Here is a 24506-nt window from a genome sequence, read left to right as displayed (position 1 = left end):
TGTCAAGACATATAAATTGTTCTTTCTCAGAACCCGTATCCCATATAGGATAACGACTCTGCAATACGCAGAAAATTCCCCGTTTAGCATCAGCCGGCAGCATGCTCCTCGGCGAACAGGCACCGGTTTCGATTTTTTTCAGAGCCGCACCGCAAAAAGACCCCTTTCATCAAACAGAAAGAGGTCTTTATATCACTGAATAAATATACTATTTGATTAATATCATCCAACAAATCACTGTCACAGGGAGTATTGCTAAACAGTTTATTTAAATACCGGCTCCCGGAACTGGGCCAGCTTGGCCGCAGAATCCTTCTCCACATCGGCATGCAGGCTGTTGCCATGCGCATCCATGGTGACGATTGCAGCGAATCCGTCCACCTGCAGATGCCACATGGCCTCCGGAATTCCGAACTCCATGAAATCAACCGCGTTAACCTTCTTGATGCATTCCGCATAATACTGGGCTGCACCGCCAATAGCGTTGAGATAGACGCCGCCGTGTTCGCCTAATGCCTTCAACGTTTTCGGGCCCATCCCGCCTTTGCCGATTACGGCACGGATGCCGAATTTCTTAATGATATCGCCTTGATAAGGCTCCTCACGGATGCTAGTGGTCGGACCTGCAGCCTTCACATGCCAGCCCTCATCATCCTTCAGCATGACCGGACCACAGTGATAGATGACCGCACCGTTCAAGTCCACGGGGGTGTCGTGATCCATCAGATATTTGTGCAGGGCATCGCGGCCGGTGTGCATCTCGCCGGAGAGAATAACTACATCACCAACGCGCAGGCTGCGGATATCCTCCTCGCTGATCGGCGTGGTCAGGCGGATTTCGCGCGAACCACCCGATGCGGCGGAGTCTGCGGCAGCAGGTTCGATTACCTTGACGTTACCGGAGACAACAGCATCAGAAGCAGCTTCTCCAGTTCCTGACAAGATGGCAGGAGCCGCAGGAATCGTTGCATCCTCTGGAATCATGCCCTGCGAAACGCCATCAGCAGCAGAGACCGCTACCGGTTCAGTTACTTGCACTAAGGCTTCTTCCCCTTCAACAGAAATGCCTGTGCCGCTCTCATAGAGCCATTCTTTAATGTCCCCGGTTGCCGGATTTACCAGTATTCCCTGACGGCGGAAGGCCCAGCAGTTATAAGCTACCGAGACAAAAAAGCTCGCCGGCAGCCGGTTCATCACTCCGATTTTGCAGCCCAGCAGCGTAACTTCACCGCCGAAGCCCATCGTTCCGATCCCGAGCTTGTTGGCATTCTCCATAATGTAATCTTCCAGCTTGCCCAGATCTTGGGTGGGATTCACATCCTCGACCTTGCGGAACAGCTGCTTCTTGGCCAGCTCATAGCCCGTTGTACGGTCACCGCCGATGCCTACGCCAATGAAGCCTGCACTGCAGCCCTGGCCCTGCGCCTGGTAGACCGAATGAAGAATACATTTGCGGATGCCGTCAAGATCACGTCCGGCTTTGCCCAGACCCTCCAGCTCTGCCGGGAGACTATACTGAATATTCTTATTCTCGCAGCCGCCGCCCTTCAGAATGAGCCTTACATCAATGCCTTCCTCTTCCCACTGCTCGAAATGAATCACCGGCGTGCCTGCACCCAGATTGTCCCCGCTGTTCTCGCCTGTAAGGGAATCCACGGAATTCGGCCGCAGCTTGCCGTTCTTCGTCGCCCGGATTATCGCGCTATGAATATCCTTCTTCATCTCTATCTGATTCACGCCTACCGGCGTATGAATTATAAAAGTCGGCATCCCTGTATCCTGGCAGATCGGCGATACCTGGAGCTCAGCCATGCCGATATTCTGGGCAATCGTGGTCAGTGCCAGTCCGGAGCGGGTCGACCGGTCTTCCAGCGCACGCCCTTTGGCTACCGCCCGGCGTACATCACCCGGCAAATTCGTGGAGGTCTCTACGATCAGATTATAAATGCTGTCTTCAAAATGCTGCATCTTCATTCAGTCTCCTCTCCATCTGTTTCAAGCTGCCCTAACTCTGTTACAATTAGTTATTATCATATCATATTAAGCCGCTCATGAAAGGGGTTACTTAAAAATTGAACTACCATTTCTCTGCCTATCTCTACCGGCTGCAATATATCCAGCGCTGGAGCCTCATGCGCAGCACCGCCCCGGAGAACGTGGCGCAGCATTCGTTCCAGGTGGCCCTGCTGGCGCACATGCTGTGCACCATCGGCAATGTCCATTTCGGCCGGTCGCTGAACGCCGACCGCGCATCCACAATGGCGTTGTTCCACGACGCCACCGAGGTATTCACCGGCGACATCGCCACGCCGGTGAAGCACAACAACCCGCTGCTGCTGTCCAGCTTCCGCGAGATGGAGCGGGTCGCCGCTGAGCGCCTCGCGGCGATGATCCCGCCGGAGCTGAGCGCAGTCTATGCGCCGCTCCTGCAGCCGCAGGACAGCCCCCCCGGCTCCGAGGATGCCGGACTGCTCCGCTACGTCAAGGCGGCGGATGTGCTCGACGCATATCTGAAATGCGTCTGGGAAACCGCCGCAGGCAACCGCGAATTCGCGGCCGCCCGGGAGCAGACGGCAGCGAAGCTGCACGCGCTCGCCTTGCCGGAGATGGAGTATTTCCTAACCCACATGGCTCCGGGGTTTGAGCTGTCGCTGGACGAGCTGTCTTCAAGCATGAGTCCGGATAAGTCCGCCGACTAGCCGGAAGCCGTGCAGCCGCTTGAAGAATGCAGCATCGCACCGGCCGTTTGGCCCTGCAATGCAAATAACCCGCCTCACGGCGGGTTATTTGCATCAAGTTAAGGCATGGCTATCGGCTCATCCAGGATGTCCCAGTCCTTGAACACCGGCTGCAGCCCTTTTGCCTCGAGCATCTCCTTAATCTCATGCACGCTGCGGTTGTCTGATATTTCAAACTGGGGGGTTCCGCCTTCCAGGGAATGTCCGCCTACTTCGGTGGATACCCCGGCAGACATCTTCGTGATCCCAAGATGAACCAGATGATCGCGCAGAGCTGCCGGCTCCCGCGTAGACAGCGAAATGCCGGAGCGGGGCAGAAACAGGCGGTAGGCCAGGATAATCTGCACCAGCGCACGGTCGGTTACATCACTCGCAGGATTAAATTCCCCCAGGTACGGCCGAAAACGGGGAATGGACAAACCGATTTCGCACTCCGGATACTTGTCCTGCAAGTACCTGGCGTGCAGTGCAGTCGCGAGAGCCTCCTGACGCCATTCGTACATTCCCAGCAGGGCTCCGATATTTACCGAGCGGAATCCGGCCAGGCAGCCGCGCTCGGGCGCATCCAGGCGGTTGCGGTACACCCGCTTGGGGCCCTTCACATGCAGCTTGCGGTAGGTCTCCTGATGATAGACCTCCTGATACAGCGTCAGACCGTCTACTCCTGCCTGTATGAGGTCAGCGTATTCTTCGGTAGTGAGCGGATTCACTTCAATGCTGACTGAAGAGAAATAGCCGCGGAGCACCTCCACGCAGTCTTTCACATAACTGGCCGGACTTTCATTCCGGGATTCTCCGGTCAGAATCAGAATGTGGCGCAGCCCTGTGGCTGCGATTGCTTCCGCTTCCCGCCGGACTTCCTCCAGTGTCAGTTTTTTGCGCGGAAAATCATAGATAGAGCTAAAGCTGCAGTAGGTACAATGGTTGACGCAGAAATCAGCCAGATACATCGGTGTAAACAGCTGCATCACATGACCGAATTGAGCACGTGTCAATCTATGGGCCTTCTGCGCCATCTCTTCGAGGTAAGGCTCCGCAGCCGGTGACAGCAAAGCCATCAGCCCGTCCTCGTCCAGCTGCTCCAGACGAAGCGCCCGCTTCACATCGAGCGCAGTGTACTGCTTCCATCCCCCCTCGTAGGGAAGCTTGTCCAGCCGGGTCAGCCTATCATAAAAGCTCATGTCCTTCCTCCCTCTTCTTAAACAGCATCAGTCAGGCCAGAAATCCGGTCAGCGGCGAAGAAGCTGCGGCTGTCTCTTCCACCGGCCCCAGCCCGGCCAGATAGGCCTTCCGCCCCGCCGACACCGCTTCGCGGAATGCCTCCGCCATCAGCTGCGGGTCCCGGGCGGTGGCAATTGCCGTATTCAGCAGCACAGCGGCTGCGCCCATTTCCATCGCCTCAGCAGCCTCGGAGGGTCTGCCAATACCGGCATCCACGATGATGGGCAGACCCGTTTCTGATATCAGAATCCGGATCAGCTCCTTGGTCTGCAGCCCGCGGTTAGAGCCGATTGGCGCTCCCAGCGGCATGACGGCTGCAGCTCCCGCCTCCTTCAGCCGGAGTGCGGCTGACAGATCAGGGCTCATGTAAGGCAGAACAACGAAACCCTCCGCAGCTAGAATTTCTGTCGCTCTGATCGTCTCGGTATTATCAGGCAGCAGATATTTCTGATCATTGATAACCTCGATCTTCACCCAATTACCCAGTCCCGCCGACTTCGCCAGCCTGGCAATGCGTACGGCTTCCTCTGCGGTGCGTGCACCGGAGGTATTGGGCAGCAGCGTCATGTGGGAAGGAATATGGCTGATAATATTGTCCTTGCTCTCCGGATCTACCCGGCGCAGGGCAACCGTAATGACTTGTGAACCCGAACGGGCAATCACTTCAGGAATAAGGGTGTTGCGGCTGTATTTTCCGGTCCCGATGAACAGTCTGCTCGTTAAAGTAACTCCTCCGATAACCAAAGGATCTTGCATCATATCGCCTCCTGTGATAAGTCACTGCCTTAAGCTAAATTACGTATCTGCATTGTTCCGTCTGCTGCGCGTGCAAGGCCCCCTAGCCTCCGCCGACAAAATGAACCAGCTCAACTCGGTCACCTTCATTCAGCAATGTATCTTCATAAACCTCTCTGCCGGCAAGCTCGCCATTCAGCTCCACAATAACCAGCTTCCCGGCCCACTCAGGCCGGGCCAGAAGATCAGCCAGCGTCCGGCAGCTCTCATCATACCTTCCTCTGTGGCCGTTAACGGTCAAATTCATTCCAGTTCACCTCCTTTGCCCGGTAAGGGGGCTTCATTCAGGACTTCAGCATACGCTGCGGCCTGAACGGATGATCTGTAGGCCTCAGCGGCGCCAGCAGGGTCCGTCGCTCCGCATATCCCGGACATTACGGCTATTCCGGCAGCACCTTTCAATAGAACTGGTCCGGTATTACCCGGTGTGATGCCTCCGATAGCAATCAGCGGTATACTGCTGCAGCGGACGGCCACTTCCAGCTGCTCCAGGCCCCGTTCCCGCTGTCCGGGCTTGCAGGCCGTGGGGAATACATGTCCATACAGACAGAAGTCCGCTCCCTGCCGTCCGGCGCGTGCCGCTTCCTCCGAGGAGTGCACTGACCTGCCCAGCCGCAGGCCCGGGGCAATGCCGCGCGCCCCGGCAGGCGGCAGACTGTGCCAGGCCAATTGGACACCGGCTGCCCCTGCTGCCAGAGCCACATCTATCCGGTCATTAATGACCAGCTTAGAGGGAGGAACCCCCGCTTGCAGCAACCGCTCTGCGGCAGCCAGAAGCTCCCGTGCGGTCAGGGCTTTTTCCCGGAGATGGATATAATCCACCATGTTATGTACAGCAGCAGCCAAACCGGCAAACTGCTCCGGATTCAGCCTCCCATCCGAGATCAAATGGATTTCTTTCAGCACCTTCACCTTCCCTCTATACGGCATTCCGGAAAATACAAAAAGACCGCCCCCTGTATCAGGAAGCAGTCCGGAATATAAGCAGGAATACCGGGTAAGCCGTTACCCCCGCTGCATTATTCATTCTCCACTTCCCTACGCTGGTATAAACCAGATCAGGTTCAAAGGGTCCGAACAGATATGTTCGTCTCAGCCTTGCGGCACCCCTAGTGATCGTTCATATTCTATTGTTCTTGCAGTTTGTATATTAGCATATTATTCCTGTAAGAGCTATTCTTTAATAGATTCAGTTATTAAATCCAGCGGGTTTAAACGGCAAAAAAGCCAGCCTTCCGGCTGACTTTTCACCTGTTGAACCTTGGATGCCTTAAACCTGTATAAACTTATCCGGCTTACAAAGCAGTGCCAATGGTCAGCCGTTAACGATCTCGCCGCCGTTCACATGCATGACCTGACCGCTCACATAGGAGGAGTCGTCAGAAGCCAGATACACATAAGCCGGTGCCAGCTCTTCGGGCTGTCCCGGACGCTTCATCGGCTGGGTGCCGCCGAATTCACTGACCTTCTTCGCGTCAAACGTAGACGGAATCAGCGGCGTCCAGATCGGTCCCGGTGCTACCGCGTTCACGCGGATGCCTTTGTCTGCGAGATTCATCGACAGGGAGCGGGTGAAGCTGAGAATTGCTCCTTTGGTGGACGAATAGTCCAGCAGCTGCGGGCTGCCGCGGTACGCCGTGATAGACGTAGTGTTGATGATCGTGGAGCCTTTTTTGAGATGGGGCATCGCTGCCTTGGTCAGATAGAACATGGAGAATATATTCGTCCGGAACGTCCGCTCCAGCTGCTCGGCGGTAATGTCCTCAATAGTCTCCTGCGGATGCTGCTCTGCCGCATTGTTAATCAGGATGTCCAGCTTGCCGAGTCCCTCAATGGTTTTATTAATCAGATCCTGACAGAAGGCCTCAACCCCGATATCACCGGAGATCAGAATACACTTCCGCCCCTCCTGTTCCACCTGACGTTTGGTTTCTTCCGCATCTTCATGCTCATTCAGATAGGATATCACTACATCTGCGCCTTCTTTGGCAAAATGAACGGCAACCGCACGACCGATTCCGCTGTCCCCTCCGGTAATGAGCGCGGCCTTGCCCAGCAGCTTGCCTGCTGCCTTGTAAGCCGAGGTTTCAAACTCCGGAAGCGGGTTCATCTCGCTTTCAATTCCGGGCTGCTGGTCCTGTACCTGCGGAGGCAGGGTTTTGACGGGTTGTTTGCTGGTGTCTGGCATAATCCATTCTCCTTTCGCTGTACCATTATACTGTTTTACTAATCATGTTAGGATGGCTAAAAGTCTGGTGTTTATGCATCATACTTACCTAGCAAAAATCGCTTTACGTTATTTTACTTACCACATAGGGAAGCTGGCCAAACAGAAAATCTTCAGTCCAACGCGTTCCCCGGTCCATTATAGAGCCTGCAGAAGGAGAGTTATCCTCATGTCCAAAAAATCAAAAACCATCATCGTTGCCGTCAAAGGTGTCATCCTGTATCAGGGCAGAATCCTCCTCGTCAAGCGGGCTGCCGCCGATTCTGCAGGTGCCGGAAGCTGGGAATGTGCCGGAGGCAAAATCGAATTTGGTGAAAGCCTGGAGGCTGCACTGGAAAGAGAAATTCTTGAGGAAACCGGACTTGCGGTTACGACAGAACGTATCCTTTACGCGGTAACCCTGCTCACGGACCCTGCGAGACAGGTAGTGATTATCACCTATTTATGCCGCGCAGCCCGTGGCGAAATCCAGCTCTCGGAAGAGCATACCGATTACCGCTGGTGCACTTTAAGTGAATTACTCACCCTGCTGCCGCCGCAGATTATCACTGACTTTCAGGAACACGGCATTTTTGAGCTGGAAGGATTGTTACGGTAAGTAATGAACGGTTTCTATGAGAATATTATATATATCCGGACATTTTTATATCCTATACTTTCTCTTGGAAGACAACTATCTTCACTGGAGGGTCCACTATCTGTCATGGGAAATGAAAATGAGATTATACGATTGACCAACGCGACGTTAATCGACGGAACGGGGCGCCAGCCGCTGTACAATGCAAGCATTGAAATTGTTAATGGCCGGTTCGGCATGGTTGGCGGGCAAGGGAGCAGCAGGCTGGAACATAACTCAGTAACGGAGATAGATCTTGAGGGGCTTGTGGTCCTGCCGGGATTTATTCATACCCATGCACACACCAGCTTCAAATTCATTAAGAACGAGCCGCTTCACGGGTACCATAAGGAATATTTAGCTGCCTGCCTCTCAGAAGGAATAACCACGATCCGTGACGAGGGGATGACAACAGCAGCAACGCTTGACGATGTGATGGCACATACAAAAGCGCTGGACCGCGGATCTTTTCCCCGAATAATCACAACCGGCAAAGTCTTCACGGCTCCCCGCGGGTATGGCGGGCAGGCCCCTATCGGAGTTGGATCTGCGGATGAAGCCAGATTGAAGGTCCGCGGGGTATTAGAACAAGGGATTCATTGTATCAAAACAGCGCTGGAAGACGGCTATGATCCCGGGACAAACGGACTGCCGCAGCTGAATCAGGAGCTTCTGGAGAGTATCTGCCGGGAAGCCCGGAGCATGGTGCATATGTGTCTGCTCATGTAACCAGCGCGCGCAACCTTCAGATTCTTGTGAATGCGGGGATTAACGATGCTGCGCATGTGATTTACGACCGGCTGGACGATGACCTGATCCGGCAAATGGTAGCCTCCAATATCCGGATCGTCCCCACACTCACTGTACTAAAGATGTTTCAGGACAAATTCGGCGCTCCGCTGTTAGAACAAGGACTGGATAATGTCCGGAGATTCATTCAGGCAGGCGGAGAGATTGGCCTCGGAGATGATTTCATCGGAGAAGAAAGCCCGTGGTACAGGCTGGGAATGCCGTGGGAAGAAATCCGTTTATTGGACGAGGCGGGTCTCACCCCGATGCAGATTATCACAGCCGCCACTTCAACCGGTGCGAAGATATGCAATCTGGCTCATGAGATTGGATCGATTGAACCGGGCAAGAGGGCAGATCTATTTGTCATAGAGGGTAACCCGCTTGCCGATATCGACAATCTCCGGAAAGTTAAATTTGTGATGAAGGACGGCAGGATCGTAACGAAATAATGGTTATATAGTATGATTAAAGACCGCTCTCCACTAGGGAAACGGCCTTTTTTAATTTATAGTGCCCAGTATGGTTCCCGGCAGTCCTGTCTACAGCTGATCCGCCGCTGCCTTCAATGTAATCATCTTGTTCACCGCTGTTACCTCCAGCAGCGCCTTCTGCGCATCCGACAACTACATTTGGCCCGGTTACCTCCATGAAAGCACATTGTGTTCGATTTTTCGCATACATTTGGTCCGGTTACCTTCACGAGAGCACATTGTATTCGGTTTTTCGCATACATTTGGCCCGGTTACCTCCACGGAAGCACATTGTGTTCGATTTTTCGCATACATTCGGCCCGGTTACCTTCTCGGAGGCACATTGTGTTCGATTTTTCGCATGCATTTGGTCCGTTAACTCCATGAAAGCACATTGTGTTCGATTTTTCGCATACATTTGGTCCGTTAACTCCATGAGAGCTCATTATGTTCGATTTTTCGCATACATTTGGCCCGGTTACCTCCTCGGATGCTCATTGTGTTCGATTTTTCGCATACATTTGGCTCGATCACCTCCACGGATGCTCATTGTGTTCGATTTTCCGCATACATTATCCCCTCATTTGGCCCAGCTTCCGGGGGCTTCAGCGGAATTCCTGTTACAAGAACACATCGTCCTTCAGACGGATCTGCTTCAGTGTCTTACACAACAAAAAGCCCTGGCAGCCTAAGCTGCCAGAGCCTTTGAACTCCCGGTCCTCCCTATAAATCAGAGCCAGGATTAAATAAGGCGCCGGTACACCATGAAAAAGATCATGATAACCAGCACGACCATCAGCAGCAGGCTCATGGTCCGGATCTTGGCGGTTTCTGCAGAGACATCACGGTTCTCCCGCATTCCGGCCGCAGCCAGGCGCAGGGGTCTGCTCATGATGCCGCCAAGCGCAAACATCGCCAGCAGCAGCACAACCACAACGATCATCCAGGCGACAGAATAGTCACCCTTGGTCATCATATAGCCTCCGGTCAACAGCTGGATAACTAGTCCATACTGTGCAAAGCGGTTGAAGCCGCCGATGGCGCTCAAGGTGCCTTCCTTCGCCGGGGCGGACAGCTTCGCCGTCCCGCTCAGAATAAACGGCAATACCAGATAGAAGCCAAGCGCCAGTGTGCCGATCATATGCAGGAAAAAGAAAATACGGTCCATATCAATCTCCTCCGACATTGTAGGATTAAACAGCAGCAAAGCCCCGATTCTGCCTGCAAAAAGGGGCTTCAGCAGCTGCCCGCTAACGTTACTTACACAGTTACTGCCGAAGTGACCGCACGGACAGAATCGGCTGATTTATCCAGAGCCGCCTTCTCCTCTGCCGTAAGCTCCAGCTCGAAGATCTTCTCGATGCCATCTGCACCCAGAAGTGCCGGAATACCCATGAACAAATTATCGTATCCGTATTCACCTTCAAGCAGGGCAATTACAGGGATAATCCGTTTCTTGTCCTTGAGGATTGCTTCCGTCATCTGAACCAGTGATGCCGCAGGCGCATAATAAGCGCTTCCGTTACCCAGCAGGCTGACGATTTCACCGCCGCCGACACGGGTACGCTGCACAATCTCAGCGATGCGTTCCGCAGGGATCAGCGTATCGATCGGAATACCGCCCACACTGGAATAACGCACAAGCGGAACCATATCATCCCCATGACCGCCCAGCACGAAACCGCGTACATCTTCAACCGAAACATTAAGCTCCTGGGCGATGAATGTACAGTAACGCGCTGTATCGAGTACGCCGGATTGTCCGATTACGCGATTCTTTGGAAAACCAAGTGCATTGTAAGCCACATAAGTCATGGCATCAACCGGATTGCTCAGAATGATCACGATAGACTCAGGGGCCACCCGTTTCACGTTCTCGCAGACCGACTTCACGATACCCGCATTGGTGTTGACCAGATCATCACGGCTCATGCCGGGCTTGCGTGCAATCCCTGCCGTAATAATGACGATATCGGAATCGGCTGCATCTTCGTAGCTTGAAGTTCCGGTGATCTGGGCATCGAATTTCTGTACAGGTCCGGCTTCCAGCATATCGAGCGCTTTACCCTTGGTCGGATTCTCCAACTGAGGAATATCGAGCAGCACTACATTGCCAAGCTCCTTCTGGGCAAGCATAAGCGCCGTAGTCGCACCGGTGAATCCGGCACCTACGACAGTGATTTTATAACGTTTGATGGCCACGGGAAGACCTCCTAAAAGTTGTGATAGCATAGGCTTCCTTGATCTCACTTTGCAAAGCTGCCTTGGAAGCACATACTTCGTTTGGATAGCATAGACTTCCTTAATTGCACTTCGCAGAACCCGCTTCGTAAGCATAATCTTCAGCGGGCAGGCCGCTGCACAAGCTTAAGCTGCACGATCATGACGATCGTGCAGCCCATACTTGCAATACAATTGCTTATAGATTGCTGATAATCTCGTCAGCAAAGGCGGAGCATTTCAGCTCTGTAGCGCCTTCCATCTGGCGGGCAAAGTCATAAGTAACCGTCTTGTTGTTAATCGCCGTGCTCATTCCCTTGTAGATCAGGTCAGCCGCTTCCTGCCAGCCCAGATGCTCAAGCAGCATAACGCCGGAGAGAATAACCGAACCCGGATTCACAACATCCTTATCCGCATACTTAGGCGCTGTACCATGAGTAGCTTCAAAAATAGCATGTCCAGTGAGATAGTTAATGTTCGCTCCCGGAGCGATACCGATGCCGCCGATTTGGGCAGCCAGTGCGTCGGAGAGGTAATCCCCGTTCAGGTTCAGCGTCGCTATGACATCGAAATCCGTCGGACGGGTCAACACCTGCTGCAGAGCGATGTCGGCGATAGCGTCCTTGACAATAATTTTGCCGGCTGCTTCGGCTTCCTTCTGGGCAGCATTCGCTGCAGCTTCACCATCACGTTCCTTGATGACATCATATTGGTTCCAGGTGAAGACCTTGTCGCCGAACTCCTGTTCAGCCACTTCGTAGCCCCAGTTCTTAAATGCGCCTTCGGTAAATTTCATGATATTGCCTTTGTGTACCAGCGTCACGCTCTTGCGTCCGTGCTTGATGGCATACTCAACCGCAGAACGCACCAGGCGCTTCGAGCCTTCCTCAGAGACAGGCTTAATGCCGATACCGGAAGTTTCCGGGAAGCGGATCTTGTTCACGCCCATTTCCTTCTGCAGGAACTCGATAACCTTCTTCACTTCAGCGGAACCTTCCTGATATTCAATCCCGGCATAGATATCTTCAGTATTCTCACGGAAAATAACCATATCCACCAGCTCCGGATGCTTCACCGGTGAAGGAACACCGTCGAAATAACGTACCGGACGCAGACATACATACAGGTCCAGCTCCTGGCGCAGCGCCACATTCAGAGAGCGGATACCGCCTCCGATCGGAGTTGTCAACGGGCCTTTGATGGCTACAATATACTCGCGGATTGCTTCCAGAGTGTCATTCGGCAGCCATTCACCATATGTATTGAAGGCTTTCTCGCCGGCAAAAACTTCGTACCAGGCAATCTGCTTCGCGCCGCCGTAAGCTTTCTCTACGGCCGCATCCAGCACACGCTTGGAGGCTTTCCAAATGTCACGGCCTGTACCGTCACCCTCGATAAAAGGGATAATCGGCTGATCCGGAACCAGCAGCTTGCCGTCTTCGATTGTAATTTGTTCGCCTTCTGTGGGCAGATCGTACTTTTCCAGTTTCAACATTAGTGGGAATTCCTCCTAAAAGTATGATGTACAAGCAATAATCAATAAGCAGTTGCTGCGTATATTATAGTTCATTGTACTAAAGGGGTGGAGCGGCCCGCAAGGGGCCGCCTTGTTATCGTTCGTCTACAGGGACGTATTTCATGTCGGACATGCCGGTATATTCGGCGCGCGGCCGGATAATCCGGTTGTCTTCATATTGCTCCAGAATATGCGCAGTCCAGCCTGAGGTCCGGCTGATCGCGAAGATCGGAGTGAACAGCTCACGTTCAATACCCAGCTGTGTATAGACGGATGCCGAATAGAAGTCGACATTCGGTTTGAGCCCTTTTTGCCCGGTAATCAGCTCTTCAACCTTGACTGACATGTCATAGAGCGTAGTGTCATTCTTCATCGTGCCCAGCTCATAGGACATCTTCATCAGATGTTTAGCCCGCGGATCGCCGTTCTTGTATACACGGTGTCCGAAGCCCATAATCTTCTCACGGCGTTCCAGCTTGCCTTGGACATACGGCTCAACGGCATCAAGCGTGCCGATTTCCTCCAGCATCTTCATCACGGCTTCATTCGCACCGCCATGCAGCGGCCCCTTAAGCGCACCAATAGCCGAAGTAACTCCGGAATAGATGTCAGAAAGTGTAGCCACAGTTACCCGTCCGGCAAAAGTAGAAGCATTCAGCTCATGGTCTGCATGCAGCACGAGGGCTGCATCCAGCGCCTTGACGGATACGATATCCGGCTGCTCTCCCCACAGCATGTAGAGGAAGTTCTCGGCAATGGTCAGGCCCTCTTTGGGCGCTACCGGCTCAAGTCCTTTACGGATGCGCGCCAATGCGGCAACCACAGTCGGAATCTGTGCCTGAAGCTTCACAGCTTTGATCTGATTTGCTTCACGGCTCATATCATCCGCAGCCTCGTCGTACAGTGCCAGGGCGGATACGGCGGAGCGCAATGCCGCCATCGTGTTGGCTTCCTTCGGATACAGCTTCATCTGGGCAAGCACCTGATCCGGGATCTGGGCTGAAGCACTCAGGTCGCGGCGCAGCGCTTCAAGCTCCGGTACTGTCGGCAGATTGCCGAACCACAGCAAATAAGCGGTCTCCTCAAAGGTGGCATTATCCGCCAGATCATCAATATCATAACCGCGGTAAGTGAGCACTCCATCCACAATGGAGCTGATCGATGAGGTCGTTGCAACGATGCCTTCAAGTCCTTTAGTAGCTGTCATAGTATCTCTCTCCTTTGCCAACAAGGGTATATAATGCTGGTTCAAACCTCATGAAAACATTTACATTTTTAAGTATTTCAATTCTCCGCAAAAGGCATCAGGACAGGGGCTGAAGATTGCAACTATATTTCTGCTGTTTAACCTGTAATAATCATACCGGATTTTGACGGTTATGTGAACAACGTGGGAGCTTTGCAGCGGATCAAATGATTTTATCGGAGAGATAGAAAAAAACTAACGGAAAAACTGTTTCATGATTACGCTTTCAGGTTAGTAAGCTTCTCCATTCTGCCCTTTTCCGTCCCTGCTAGTCTTTTCGCATGCTCTATGAATATACATAAGACGAGCAGTTATTCCTTGTACACCCGTTAGAGTAGGAGGGACCGGATATCGATACACTTGTACTCAAAAGAGTGCTGCGCGGCCTGTGGGTCGTGCTTGCCGCCGCCGTGATCCTGCTGGCTGTTTATGTACTGCTGCCGCTCCTCTATCCCCTGCTGCTGGCCTGGCTGCTGGCTTACCTTATACATCCGCTGGTGCTGATCCTGCGGGGGCTGAAGCTCCCTGGCTGGCTGGCGGTGGCCCTCTCGCTGCTTTTTTATATTGGAGGTACGGGCCTTGTACTGACCGCGCTGATTACCCGGCTGGTGAAGGAGCTCATTGTGTTGCTCCAGACCTTCGACCTCCACACAGACCAATGGCGCGAGCTGCTGCTGAAGGTTAGCCGCAATGCCAGCATTCAGAATATTATTAACCAGATCAACCAGTTTTACCACGACAATCCGGGTTACCATGCCACGATTGACAGTAACATCAGCAGAACCACGGAAACTGTAGGCCACGCCATGACACAGCTGATCACCGGATTCTTCAACATGATTCTGGGGCTGATCTCCTCGCTGCCGAGCCTCGGCACGATTCTGATCGTGATCGTACTGGCTGCCTTCTTCCTCAGCACCGGTTGGGAACGGCATAACGCCAAGCTGCTCTCACTCCTCCCCGCTCCGCTGCTGCGGCCGGTCTCGGAGATCTGGAAGGATCTGCGCAAGGCGCTGTTCGGCTACCTCCGTGCCCAGCTCGTGCTGATCTCCGTAACTGCAGTGATCGTGATCATCGGCCTGCTGCTGCTGGGCGTAGACTCTGCCTTCGCCATTGGCCTGACTATCGGCATCGTCGATCTGGTGCCTTATCTCGGGGTTGGCATCGTGATCCTCCCCTGGGCGCTGTATTCCTACATGACCGGGAACCTGGCTCTGGCGGTCGGCCTTCTGGTGCTGTATGGCATCATTCTGATCACCCGGCAGGTGCTTGAGCCGAAGGTACTGGCCAGCAGCATCGGGCTGGACCCGCTCGCCATGCTGATCGGCATGTTCGCCGGACTTCAGCTGTTCGGCATGCTGGGCCTGATCCTCGGCCCGGTGCTGCTCGTCATTCTGGACGCGTTCGGCCGAGCCGGCGTGTTCCGCGCACTGCGCAGCTACATCCTCAGCGGCCGGCTGCACTAGCTTTACGCCAATATTTCACAAGCTCCTTAAATGCCAGTAGAGCAAATATCCGGTCACGGTCTGGACCTCCGTCCCCATACACCGAGCCCGTTTGCGCTAACGGCCGCACATTGTATTCGGTTTTTCGCATACATTAGACCCGTTTACCCTACCCGCCGCACATTGTATTCGGTTTTTCGCATACATTAGACCCGTTTACCCTACCCGCCGCACATTGTATTCGGTTTTTCACATACATTAGGTCCGTTTGCGCTGTCAGCCGCACATTGTATTCGGTTTTTCGCATACATTAGGTCCGTTTGCGCTACCCGCCGCACATTGTATTCGGTTTTTCGCATACATTAGGTCCGTTTGCGCTACCCGCCGCACATTGTATTCGGTTTTTCACATACATTAGGTCCGTTTGCGCTGTCAGCCGCACATTGTATTCGGTTTTTCGCATACATCGGGCCCAGTCCTCGTTCATCGTCATTTCCCACCGCATACTCCTGCATAATCTGCAACATTTCGCTACATCCGGTTCGGCTGCAAGCAAAAAAGCGCTCAGCCGCATTATCCAGCAGCCGAACGCTTTTTCCAAACCTCATTGTCCTTGCGGCGCCCCCGGCTCTACCTGCGGTAGAAGGTGAAGGTGCCGTTTTTCATCTTCTTCTCGATCCATTTCAGCAGAAAAACCCGGTATAGCGGCCGGGTCAGCGGAAATACCAGTGTAAAGCCGATCAGATCCGTGACGAAGCCCGGCAGAATCAGCAGCAGACCGCCAAAAAAGATACATAAGCCATCCAGCATGGTCCGTCCGGGCACCCGTCCTTCCTGCATATGTGTTCTGCTGTCCTGCAGCACTTTTTTGCCTTCAAACCGCATCATGAGCAGACCGATGACCGAAGTGGCCAGCATGATCAGCAGGGTCTTGGGCGCTCCAAGAAAACTTGAGACATAGATGAAACCGAATAATTCCACGGCCGGGACGGCGAATAATGCAGCCCACAGCCATTTGTTCCTGATCATACTGCTCCTCCTTCTTCTTCCTTAAGCGCCGTAGTGATAGCGCGAAACAGCTCAGGCTGCGCCCTGTCGATACGCACAGGCTTCCATTCCTTGTTCAGCCAGACATGGCTCGTCGAGCCGCTGACCAGCAGTTCGCCGGGAAGAGGTTCACTGGCCGCCGGACGCGCCTTACGGGTCCCGGACGCTCCGGACGCTCCGCCTTCTCCGTGCTCTTCCGCCACACGGCGGATTTCATATTCATAGACAACCCTTAAGGCCGAGAAGGTTGTTAACCGTGCATACACGGCAATAAGATCATCATATCGCGCCGGGCTTTTAAATTGCAAATCTGCAGAGGTCACAGGCAATAATAGCCCCAGGCTCTCAAGTGTGCGGTAGGCAAAGCCCAGTCCGCGGAACATCTCCGTACGCCCGCTTTCAAACCAGGTCAAATAATTGGCGTGATAGACCACACCCATCTGATCGGTTTCCTGATAACGCACACGAAATGAAGTTTCATGCCAGCGGCTGGACCACCCCGGTTTGTGTGAATTCATATTCATGCTCCTTTCTGTAATGGCAGGCGGGCAGCTAAGCGCTGACTCCGCCGGAAGAGGCCTTCAGCGGCAGCTTGCTGCGTGAGCTCCGGGCGACATAGAACAACAGAGCCGCGCCGGCCGCCGCACTCAGCATACAGGACAGATTCATAAGGCCGACCCCGCCCTGATTCAGCAGCATTCCGTTCAGCAGATTGCCCAGAATACCGGCAAAGCCGGAGAATACGATGTTAAATACACTTTGTCCCGTCGCCTGCATCTCCGCAGAGGTAATCTTCGATACATATTCAACTGCAGCAATATAAAAGAAGCCGAAGGAAAGGCCGTGCAGCACCTGTACCCCAATCATGACTGAAGGATACGGGAAAGCCACCTGAATTCCCCAGCGCAGCACATAGATCAGCGCACCCAGCAGCAGCGTCCGCTCCATACCCAGCCTGCGGATAACCTTGGAGGCGAAGAACATGGAAGGTACGTTAGTGATCGACGCCAGAAACAGGGCGATCCCGGCAGAGCTGGTAGAGCCGCCAACCGACTGGAAGGCAAGGACGAAATAAGTACCGAACGCCGTCATCGTCTGGTTCACCAGGAAGCTTCCCCCGAGAAAGGCCAGGAATATACGGTTACCGAGCAGCTTTTTGACGCCCTGGGAGAAGGACTGGCTCATCATGTGATTCTCTTCCGCCTGCTTCGGCAGGGTGAAGGCAATGGCCACTGCAACGGCATTCAGCAGCAGAAACGGCAGCCAGATCGTGGATACCGAGAATTTAGATACATATTGCCCCCCGGCTATGGCTCCTACAGCGGCTCCTATGCTCATCATCATCCGGATGCTGCCGTAAGTCGATCCGGCTCTGTTCGCCGCCGCTATGGCGTAAGAGTCGGCAATGGGAGCCTGTGTGGATGAGAAGATCGTGGATACCGTGTACACCAGCATCAGCACAATGAAATACTCCGACCGGTACAGCACAGCAAGCAGCGCCGGAACCGCAACACTCAGAAGAAGCACCAGCCGCGCCTGGTTATATCTGTCGGAGATCACTCCCCATAGGGGCTGCACACAGATCGCGATCAGTGTGCCCGTAGCCATCAGCATGCCGATCTGGCTGACGTTAAGTCCGTTCGATTTGAGCAGCAGTGACAAATAAGAGCCGAAGGAGCCTCCGGCGAGTCCCAGAAACAGATAAAACCCGCGCAGCTTCGATATTTTTTCCATTGGAGTTATAAGTCCTCTCTCTTCCTTTTTAACAGAATACCCAACCTTAAGAGCCTCTTACTGCATTAAATAGAACAGAACATATTATGAGGCGGTGGACAAGTGGGCCAAGTCAATAGATTGATAAGCAGCAAACCCTGTCTGAAAGATAAACTCAACACAGGCAGAGCCGTCAGCTCAGGCTTCGGCTGGACATCCAGCAACTGGAGCGGTTACGCCATCTCGGGCAAAAAAGGCACCTACCGGCGGATATCGGCCGACTGGATCGTCCCTTATGTAAAACCTACGGTCAAAGCTACCTATTCTTCTGCCTGGATCGGCATCGACGGCTTCCGGAACAGCAGCCTGATCCAGACCGGAACCGGCCATGAATCGGTAAACGGAACCGTCCGGTACTATGCCTGGTGGGAAATTCTGCCCGCTGCCGAGACCGTTATCCCCTTGCCTGTATCTCCCGGAGACCATATGCGTGCTTCCATCGTCAAGCTCAGTCCGGGTAAATGGTGCATCACTCTGCGCAACCTCAGCAAAAACTGGGTTTTCCGTACTATCCAGCGCTATCAAGGGCCGCAAACCTCTGCCGAATGGATCATGGAAGCTCCCCAGGTGGGTCAGAATATCGCACCGTTGTCCAAGGTATCGCTGGTAAGATTCACCTGCTGCCGGGTTAACGGATCCAGTCCCAAGCTCAAGGCTCAAGACGGCGGCATTATGGTCCAGAACAAAACGCTGCAGGCCGTGCCGTCTCTGCCGGGTCCCCGCGGCGATTCCTTCTCGGTCCGGCGGATCTACCGCAAAAGCCATCCTGCTGTCTACTCCATAAACCCTATATTTACAAGAACCTGATTACCCGGTTTCTCAAAACTCTCAATTCAATATATACATTTGCACCGTTTATATCAACCCGCAAGTGAAAACGGCTTTGCCCTCCTGCACAATAAAAAGAGCAGCGGCTAAGAACGCCACTGCTCTACTAGGTGTATTCTGTTAATGCTGCAGAACCTCTTCCAAATCCTAGTCGGCTGGAATCGTGTCTACCTTCACCAGGTTAGTGGAACCGGAACGGCCCAGCGGGATACCTGCAGTAATTACTACAAGATCTCCGGCTTTTACCAGACCGGAAGCTTTACCGCCTTGAAGTGCAGTTTCCAGCAATTCGTCAGTCGAAGTAGCTTCTTTGCCGAATACTGGAGTTACGCCCCAAACCAGCGCCAGCTGACGCATAGTTCTTTCCTGGGTAGTTACAGCAATGATTTGTGATTTAGGACGGTATTTGGAAACCACGCGTGCAGTGTGGCCAGTTACAGTCGAAGAAATGATAGCTTTAGCGTTCAGATCCAGAGCGGAAATCGCTACAGATTGGCTAATCGCTTCAGTTACCGTAGTTTCTTGAGCAATTTGCTGCTTCATGAAGATCTCACGGTGGTTCAGGGCAGATTCCGCCTTCTCAGCAATGCGGGACATTGTGAGTACGGATTCTACCGGATATTTCCCGGCAGCAGTTTCACCGGACAGCATGATTGCATCTGTTCCGTCGAAGATAGCGTTCGCTACGTCACTCGCTTCAGCGCGGGTAGGACGCGGGTTGCGCTGCATGGAATCCAGCATTTGGGTAGCTGTGATTACCGGTTTTCCGGCGATGTTACATTTCTGAATCATCAGCTTCTGAGCCAGAGGCACATCTTCAGCAGGAATTTCTACGCCAAGGTCGCCGCGGGCAACCATGAGGCCGTCGGAAGCTGCCAAAATTTCATCAAGGTTATCGACACCTTCTTGGTTCTCGATTTTGGAGATAATTTGGATGTGGGAAGCGTCGTGCTTCTCAAGCAATGCACGGATTTCCTGAACGTCGCTGGCTTTGCGAACGAAGGAAGCGGCGATAAAATCGATGTCCTGTCCGATCCCAAAAACGATATCATTGGTGTCTTTTTCCGTAATACCCGGCAGGGAGATGGATACTCCTGGTACGTTAACGCCCTTCTTGCTCTTGATTGTACCGCCGTTAACAATACGGGTCTTGATTTCGGTGCCTTGAATGTCGACAACAGTAAGACCGATAAGGCCGTCGTCGATCAGGATAGTCGATCCTACTTGAACATCGTTAGGAAGGTTGTTATACGTGATGGAGATACGGTTCTGGTCGCCCAGGATTTCTTCCGTAGTCAATGTCAGGTATTCGTCCTGAACCAGTTCAATCGGTTCTACTTCCAGCTTACCAGTACGAATCTCAGGTCCTTTGGTGTCGAGCAGAATGGCAACAGTCTTGCCAAGTTCTTTGGAAGCTTGACGGATCGTGTTGATCCGGGCACCGTGCTCTTCAAAATCGCCGTGGGAGAAGTTCAGACGGGCCACATTCATACCAGCCAAAATCAATTTTTTGATATTCTCCAACGATTCACTTGCAGGTCCGATCGTACATACAATTTTACTTTTCCGCATTAGGTTTTCCTCCGTTTTTTCGTTCTCTCTGTCTCACTTTTTCCAACTACAAAATCTACTATAAGGCTTGCTCTCTGTATAGGAACTTTATCACATGTAGTCACATGTACCTTTTATTGCGCCCTTATGAATATTACTGCAAGTTGAAGACAAAATCAATGTTAGTGCCTGTTTTTGCTGTAAATTAAAGTCGAATTTTATAAGAATGCCGTCAAAATAAAAATCACCCCGCAAAGTCTGCGGGATGATCGGAGTGGGAATAAATGGTTAAAGTATTCCGACCGGCTTACGGACAGGAATACACTGGAATATGTCAGAAAGTGCAAATGATAAGTGTAGATTACTCTACAATCTGCACTTCCTCCTCAGGCGCATCCTGTTCCTGGAGGGACTCCGAGAACTCGCCGATTTTGCGGAATTTAAGGTAACGGTCTTCCTTAAGTTCTGCCGAATCCATCACGGATAATTCCTGCAAATGACGCCATACCGCATCCTTGATTGCCGCTGCCGTTGCCTCGTAGTCACGGTGTGCCCCGCCTTTGGGTTCTGGAATGATCTCCTCGATCACTTCCATCTCCAGCAGGTCAGACGCCGTAATCTTCATCGCTTCAGCTGCCTGCTCTGCTTTGGTGGCATCCTTCCACAGAATGGACGCCGCCCCGTTGGGGGAGATCGCCGAATAGATGGCATGCTCCAGCATCAGGACCCGGTTGCCCACGGCCAAAGCCAAGGCACCGCCGCTGCCGCCTTCGCCGATAACGACGCAGATGACCGGTACGGCCAGCTGAGACATCTCGTACAAATTCCGGGCGATCGCTTCGGACTGTCCGCGTTCCTCAGCCGTATTGCCGGGATAAGCCCCTTTGGTATCGACAAAGGTGATAATCGGACGGCCGAATTTCTCTGCCTGCTTCATCAGACGCAGTGACTTGCGGAAGCCTTCCGGATGCGCGCTGCCGAAGAAACGCAGAATGTTCTCCTTCGTATCCTTGCCGCGCTGCTGTCCGATTACGGTGACCGGACGGCCGTTCAGCTTGGCGATCCCGCCGACTACGGCAAGATCATCACCATACAGGCGGTCGCCATGCAGCTCCATGAAATCGGTGAAGATAAGTCCGATCAGATCCAGTGAGGTCGGACGGCCGTGATGCCGGGCCAGATGCATCTTCTGGGCCGGGGAGATATCCGAATATACTTCATTCTCAAGGATGTGGTAACGCTCCTCAAGACGGGCTACCTCATCTTTGAAATCAATACCCTTTTCTTCGCCAAACTGCTTCAGTTCAGCAATTTTCTTGCGCATTTCTACCAGAGGCATTTCAAAAGGCAACTCTCCTGCCAACCTAAAATCCCCCTTTCACATCATGCAGCTCCAGCAGCTTGGTTAACGTGGAGCGCATTTCCTTGCGGTGCACAACCATATCCAGCTGGCCGTGCTGCAAATTGAATTCTGCTGTCTGGAAATCTTCCGGCAGCTTCTGGCGGATCGTCTGTTCAATCACAATCCGTCCGGCAAAACCGAATACCGCACCGGGCTCGGCAATAATAATATCCCCCAGGCTGGCGAAACTCGCCGACACCCCGCCTGTGGTCGGATCAGTAATTACGGATATATACAGGCCTCCTGCTTCGCTGAACCGGGCCAGTGCGCTACTTGTCTTCGCCATCTGCATGAGACTGAGTATGCTCTCCTGCATTCTCGCTCCGCCCGAGGTGGAGAAAATCAGCATCGGAAGTCTCCGCTCTGTTGCTTCTTCAACCGCTCTGGTAATCTTCTCGCCGACTACGGACCCCATGCTTCCGGAGAAGAACTCAAAGTTCATCACCGCTACAATCACCGGATGGCCGCCAATAGTGCCCTGGCCGGTGATTACAGCTTCAACCTGTCCTGTTTTGGACTGCTGTTGTTCCAGCTTAGAGGCATAGCCGGGGAACTGCAGCGGATCAACGGATGCCATTTCGCTGTCAAACTCAATGAATCCTTCAGGGTCCAGCGTCATCGCAATCCGTTCCGAAGCGTTCAGGCGCATATGATAGCCGCAGGATGGGCATATTTTCAAATTCTTCTCCAGTTCCTTGCTGTACTGGATCGTTCCGCATTTGTTGCATTTGTTCATGAGTCCTTCTGGAATCTCACGTTTGGGGCGCTCGCCTTCCGCCGGTCCGCCACTTCGCTCCAGACGCTCTGAAGGAATGATCGCGTACTTCCGTTTTTTCTGAAATAAATCTTTGAACAAGGGTCGCACCTCTTCAGCCGTTTATTTGCGTAGATAGCAGCTTGCCGCTGTCATGACCGCTCATGTATCTCTAAGTTGTAATTCTCAAGGATGCAGAATCAGATTCAGGACCTCCTGCACTTCTTCAAGCTCTCCTGAAGGAACCAGAATCTCAAACTGCTGCTTGGACATATTAATCGGACGGCATTTTATCAGAAATCCTTCTTCCGTAAGCTTCCTCTGAATCATCTCCGCCACTTTGGCGGTCGGCGCTATATAGATTACCGTCCACATGCCCTGCAAGGCCTCCCTAATCTCAAATCCCAGCCGTATCCTGTATATAATGGAATCATGATAACACAGTTTTCTTTTTTCCCGCAACAGGCTCGGCAGGATGGCTGCTTGACCGGGAGGCCGCTTCTAACAAATGCAAGAGCTGCAATTATGCCTCTCCGGAGGCAGGAGAATAGACCTTCGCCCCTTCGTGGCGGTGGGCAATTCTGGCCGATGCCGCGGCTGCAATCCCGGCTACCAGATCATCAAGAAATACATGAATGCTACCCTTATCATCATTCAATTTGCCGATAATTCCAAGCTTTATTTTGTCCAGATAACCGAAACCTGTCAGCCCGATCATCCCGTATACACCCGTGATGCCGAGCGCCAGAGTCTCGTCCGCCCCGTAGAGCGATTCATCCGCCTCCAGCACCGCCTGAAGCGGCTGCGGCAGCAGCTTCTTCTCCGCCAGCTCATCGAGCGCGACACCTGTCATCAGCGTGTACTGTACTTCTCTTTTGCCCAGCACCGCCTTGACGCTTACGAGGCACTCTTCCTCAGTCAAATCGGGATAATAGGCCGATTGCAGAATATATACGATCTCAGCGATAGAATCAAGCGAAACTCCCCGGCGCTCCAGCAGGTCTGCTGCCAATTGATAGGACATGATGTGATTCCCCTTTCCGCACGGGACAATGCCCTGTGGTTCCCTAATGTATGCGGAAAAGGGCGGAAATGTGCTTATTTTAAATATAAGAAAATATGTTTAAGCTTTATGGAAATTTCCCGATTCATCCGCTTTTTACGGCAGAGACCGGATTACTTTGCAGAATCCTGCACAACGTGCAGCAGTTTCCTCATTTAACCGGTTCAAATCCAAAATTGTTGTACAAAAAGCAGCATTTCACCTATTCCAAGCGGCTTAGCGGGATAATTCCTGTATTTCATACAACAATCCTCCCATACCCCCGGCTATCTATGAATCAAAGCTGCACAACGTACAACTTTCATATCTTCAGTGCTTACCTGGAAGTCTCTATACTGCCAGCAACGAATCAAGTGTAAGCAATGAACGTATTCCGCTAACCCCACGGCGATTGATCCGTTACTTATTCGGTTGAATCGGATACCTTTGAAGCGTATACCTGAAAGGGATACGTTGTATCGCTGCTTCGGATGCAAAGCCTCCTTAGAGGCGGCAAGCCGTTCCTACCTGATTCTGACGGTTCCGGCTCCCAGCATGCTCTCTATTGCCGCAAACAGCTCCTCCGAGGGCTCGATCCGGTAGCTGTCGCTGAGCGCCAGCACCTTCTGGTTGCGCTCGTAGAACAGCAGCGTCGCGGCTGGTCCCGGATGGGTCTGCAGCAGCGCCTGGAGGCGCGGCAGCAGACCTTTGAGCTCAGCGCCCGGCGTGATCTTGATGAAGACACGCTGGGTGCTCTGCGCTGAGCTTGCGGAGCGCTCAGCAGGAGCGGGCTGCCCCGTGCGCAGCGGGGCAGGGCTTCCCG

General features: G+C 53.0%; 25 protein-coding genes and 1 riboswitch. Of the genes, 6 read left to right on the top strand and 19 right to left on the bottom strand.

Translation table 11 applies throughout. From position 1 onward, the window contains the following. Positions 1–264: 264 nt before the first annotated feature. Positions 265–1968, bottom strand: a complete 1704-nt coding sequence (locus tag QW71_RS29245; RefSeq protein WP_039307722.1) for a fumarate hydratase — start codon at positions 1966–1968, stop codon at positions 265–267. A gap of 104 nt (positions 1969–2072) precedes the next feature. Here QW71_RS29245 and yfbR point away from each other — a divergent pair, with 104 nt between their 5' ends. Then, the gene (gene yfbR / locus QW71_RS29240) at positions 2073–2699 is read left to right on the top strand and encodes a 5'-deoxynucleotidase (RefSeq protein WP_039307707.1); all 627 of its coding nucleotides are present in this window, start codon (positions 2073–2075) and stop codon (positions 2697–2699) included. A gap of 98 nt (positions 2700–2797) precedes the next feature. On the opposite strand, the gene thiH is transcribed toward yfbR, so the two are convergent. The 5 genes from thiH to QW71_RS29215 form a co-directional block, all read right to left on the bottom strand. Further along, positions 2798–3919, bottom strand: a complete 1122-nt coding sequence (gene thiH / locus QW71_RS29235) for a 2-iminoacetate synthase ThiH (RefSeq protein ID WP_039307705.1) — start codon at positions 3917–3919, stop codon at positions 2798–2800. A 31-nt stretch (positions 3920–3950) separates the two neighbouring features. Next, entirely contained in the window at positions 3951–4715 is a 765-nt protein-coding gene (locus QW71_RS29230; RefSeq protein WP_039307703.1) for a thiazole synthase, read from the bottom strand. Between the two features lie 82 nt (positions 4716–4797). Then, entirely contained in the window at positions 4798–5001 is a 204-nt protein-coding gene (thiS, locus tag QW71_RS29225; protein WP_039307701.1) for a sulfur carrier protein ThiS, read from the bottom strand. Further along, positions 4998–5660, bottom strand: coding sequence for a thiamine phosphate synthase (locus tag QW71_RS37420; protein WP_306766077.1), 663 nt, complete (start codon positions 5658–5660; stop codon positions 4998–5000). Before QW71_RS37420 ends, thiS begins: the two co-directional genes overlap by 4 nt. A 112-nt stretch (positions 5661–5772) precedes the next feature. Next, positions 5773–5875, bottom strand: a riboswitch (TPP riboswitch). Between the two features lie 194 nt (positions 5876–6069). Continuing rightward, entirely contained in the window at positions 6070–6942 is an 873-nt protein-coding gene (locus tag QW71_RS29215; RefSeq protein ID WP_039307699.1) for an SDR family oxidoreductase, read from the bottom strand. Positions 6943–7150: 208 nt separating this feature from the next. Here QW71_RS29215 and QW71_RS29210 point away from each other — a divergent pair, with 208 nt between their 5' ends. From QW71_RS29210 to QW71_RS29200, 3 genes are all read left to right on the top strand, one after another. Next, on the top strand, positions 7151–7579 hold the full coding sequence (locus QW71_RS29210; protein WP_039307697.1) for an NUDIX domain-containing protein: 429 nt from the start codon (positions 7151–7153) through the stop codon (positions 7577–7579). 105 nt (positions 7580–7684) lie between these two features. Continuing rightward, positions 7685–8326 carry an amidohydrolase family protein gene (locus QW71_RS29205; RefSeq protein ID WP_039307695.1) on the top strand — a complete coding sequence of 214 codons (642 nt, stop codon included), beginning with the start codon at positions 7685–7687 and terminating at the stop codon, positions 8324–8326. Then, positions 8311–8838, top strand: a complete 528-nt coding sequence (locus QW71_RS29200) for an amidohydrolase family protein (RefSeq protein WP_039307692.1) — start codon at positions 8311–8313, stop codon at positions 8836–8838. Before QW71_RS29205 ends, QW71_RS29200 begins: the two co-directional genes overlap by 16 nt. Positions 8839–9601: 763 nt before the next feature. Here the strand turns inward: QW71_RS29200 and QW71_RS29195 are convergent. From QW71_RS29195 to QW71_RS29180, 4 genes are all read right to left on the bottom strand, one after another. Continuing rightward, positions 9602–10027, bottom strand: a complete 426-nt coding sequence (locus QW71_RS29195; RefSeq protein WP_039307717.1) for a hypothetical protein — start codon at positions 10025–10027, stop codon at positions 9602–9604. 92 nt (positions 10028–10119) lie between these two features. After that, on the bottom strand, positions 10120–11061 hold the full coding sequence (gene mdh / locus QW71_RS29190) for a malate dehydrogenase (protein ID WP_039307689.1): 942 nt from the start codon (positions 11059–11061) through the stop codon (positions 10120–10122). A gap of 217 nt (positions 11062–11278) precedes the next feature. Then, positions 11279–12574 carry an NADP-dependent isocitrate dehydrogenase gene (icd, locus tag QW71_RS29185; protein WP_039307686.1) on the bottom strand — a complete coding sequence of 432 codons (1296 nt, stop codon included), beginning with the start codon at positions 12572–12574 and terminating at the stop codon, positions 11279–11281. A gap of 115 nt (positions 12575–12689) precedes the next feature. Continuing rightward, the gene (locus tag QW71_RS29180) at positions 12690–13802 is read right to left on the bottom strand and encodes a citrate/2-methylcitrate synthase (RefSeq protein ID WP_039307684.1); all 1113 of its coding nucleotides are present in this window, start codon (positions 13800–13802) and stop codon (positions 12690–12692) included. Between the two features lie 389 nt (positions 13803–14191). Here QW71_RS29180 and ytvI point away from each other — a divergent pair, with 389 nt between their 5' ends. After that, positions 14192–15307 carry a sporulation integral membrane protein YtvI gene (ytvI, locus tag QW71_RS29175; RefSeq protein ID WP_039307681.1) on the top strand — a complete coding sequence of 372 codons (1116 nt, stop codon included), beginning with the start codon at positions 14192–14194 and terminating at the stop codon, positions 15305–15307. A gap of 609 nt (positions 15308–15916) precedes the next feature. Here ytvI and QW71_RS29170 read toward each other — a convergent pair. From QW71_RS29170 to QW71_RS29160, 3 genes are read right to left on the bottom strand one after another with little or no spacing between them, the layout of a single operon-like run. Further along, positions 15917–16315 (bottom strand): FxsA family protein, encoded by a 399-nt coding sequence (locus QW71_RS29170; RefSeq protein WP_036695825.1) that lies wholly within the window; start codon positions 16313–16315, stop codon positions 15917–15919. Next, the gene (locus QW71_RS29165; protein WP_039307676.1) at positions 16312–16851 is read right to left on the bottom strand and encodes a thioesterase family protein; all 540 of its coding nucleotides are present in this window, start codon (positions 16849–16851) and stop codon (positions 16312–16314) included. The genes QW71_RS29170 and QW71_RS29165 overlap by 4 nt, the downstream gene beginning before the upstream one ends. Positions 16852–16885: 34 nt before the next feature. After that, complete coding sequence (locus tag QW71_RS29160; protein ID WP_039307673.1) at positions 16886–18067, bottom strand: MFS transporter; 1182 nt, start codon at positions 18065–18067, stop codon at positions 16886–16888. A gap of 102 nt (positions 18068–18169) precedes the next feature. On the opposite strand from QW71_RS29160, the gene QW71_RS29155 reads away from it, so the two are divergent. Continuing rightward, positions 18170–18913: a G1 family glutamic endopeptidase gene (locus tag QW71_RS29155; protein WP_235441587.1), complete on the top strand. Its 744-nt coding sequence runs from the start codon at positions 18170–18172 to the stop codon at positions 18911–18913. A gap of 168 nt (positions 18914–19081) precedes the next feature. On the opposite strand, the gene pyk is transcribed toward QW71_RS29155, so the two are convergent. The 6 genes from pyk to QW71_RS29125 form a co-directional block, all read right to left on the bottom strand. Next, positions 19082–20506: a pyruvate kinase gene (gene pyk, locus QW71_RS29150; RefSeq protein ID WP_039307670.1), complete on the bottom strand. Its 1425-nt coding sequence runs from the start codon at positions 20504–20506 to the stop codon at positions 19082–19084. A gap of 340 nt (positions 20507–20846) precedes the next feature. Next, positions 20847–21848 carry an acetyl-CoA carboxylase carboxyltransferase subunit alpha gene (locus tag QW71_RS29145; RefSeq protein WP_039307667.1) on the bottom strand — a complete coding sequence of 334 codons (1002 nt, stop codon included), beginning with the start codon at positions 21846–21848 and terminating at the stop codon, positions 20847–20849. Between the two features lies 1 nt (position 21849). Then, positions 21850–22743: an acetyl-CoA carboxylase, carboxyltransferase subunit beta gene (accD, locus tag QW71_RS29140; protein WP_039307665.1), complete on the bottom strand. Its 894-nt coding sequence runs from the start codon at positions 22741–22743 to the stop codon at positions 21850–21852. An 84-nt stretch (positions 22744–22827) separates the two neighbouring features. After that, on the bottom strand, positions 22828–23016 hold the full coding sequence (locus QW71_RS29135) for a hypothetical protein (RefSeq protein WP_036700684.1): 189 nt from the start codon (positions 23014–23016) through the stop codon (positions 22828–22830). A gap of 148 nt (positions 23017–23164) precedes the next feature. Beyond that, positions 23165–23665, bottom strand: a complete 501-nt coding sequence (locus tag QW71_RS29130) for a phosphatidylglycerophosphatase A (RefSeq protein WP_039307658.1) — start codon at positions 23663–23665, stop codon at positions 23165–23167. Positions 23666–24207: 542 nt separating this feature from the next. After that, on the bottom strand, positions 24208–24506 hold a 299-nt coding region (locus QW71_RS29125; protein ID WP_039307655.1), incomplete at its 5' end, for a hypothetical protein.

The organism is Paenibacillus sp. IHB B 3415, assembly GCF_000802655.2.
Classification (GTDB): domain Bacteria; phylum Bacillota; class Bacilli; order Paenibacillales; family Paenibacillaceae; genus Paenibacillus_AQ; species Paenibacillus_AQ phytohabitans.
This window is presented reverse-complemented; position numbering and strand designations above follow the sequence as displayed.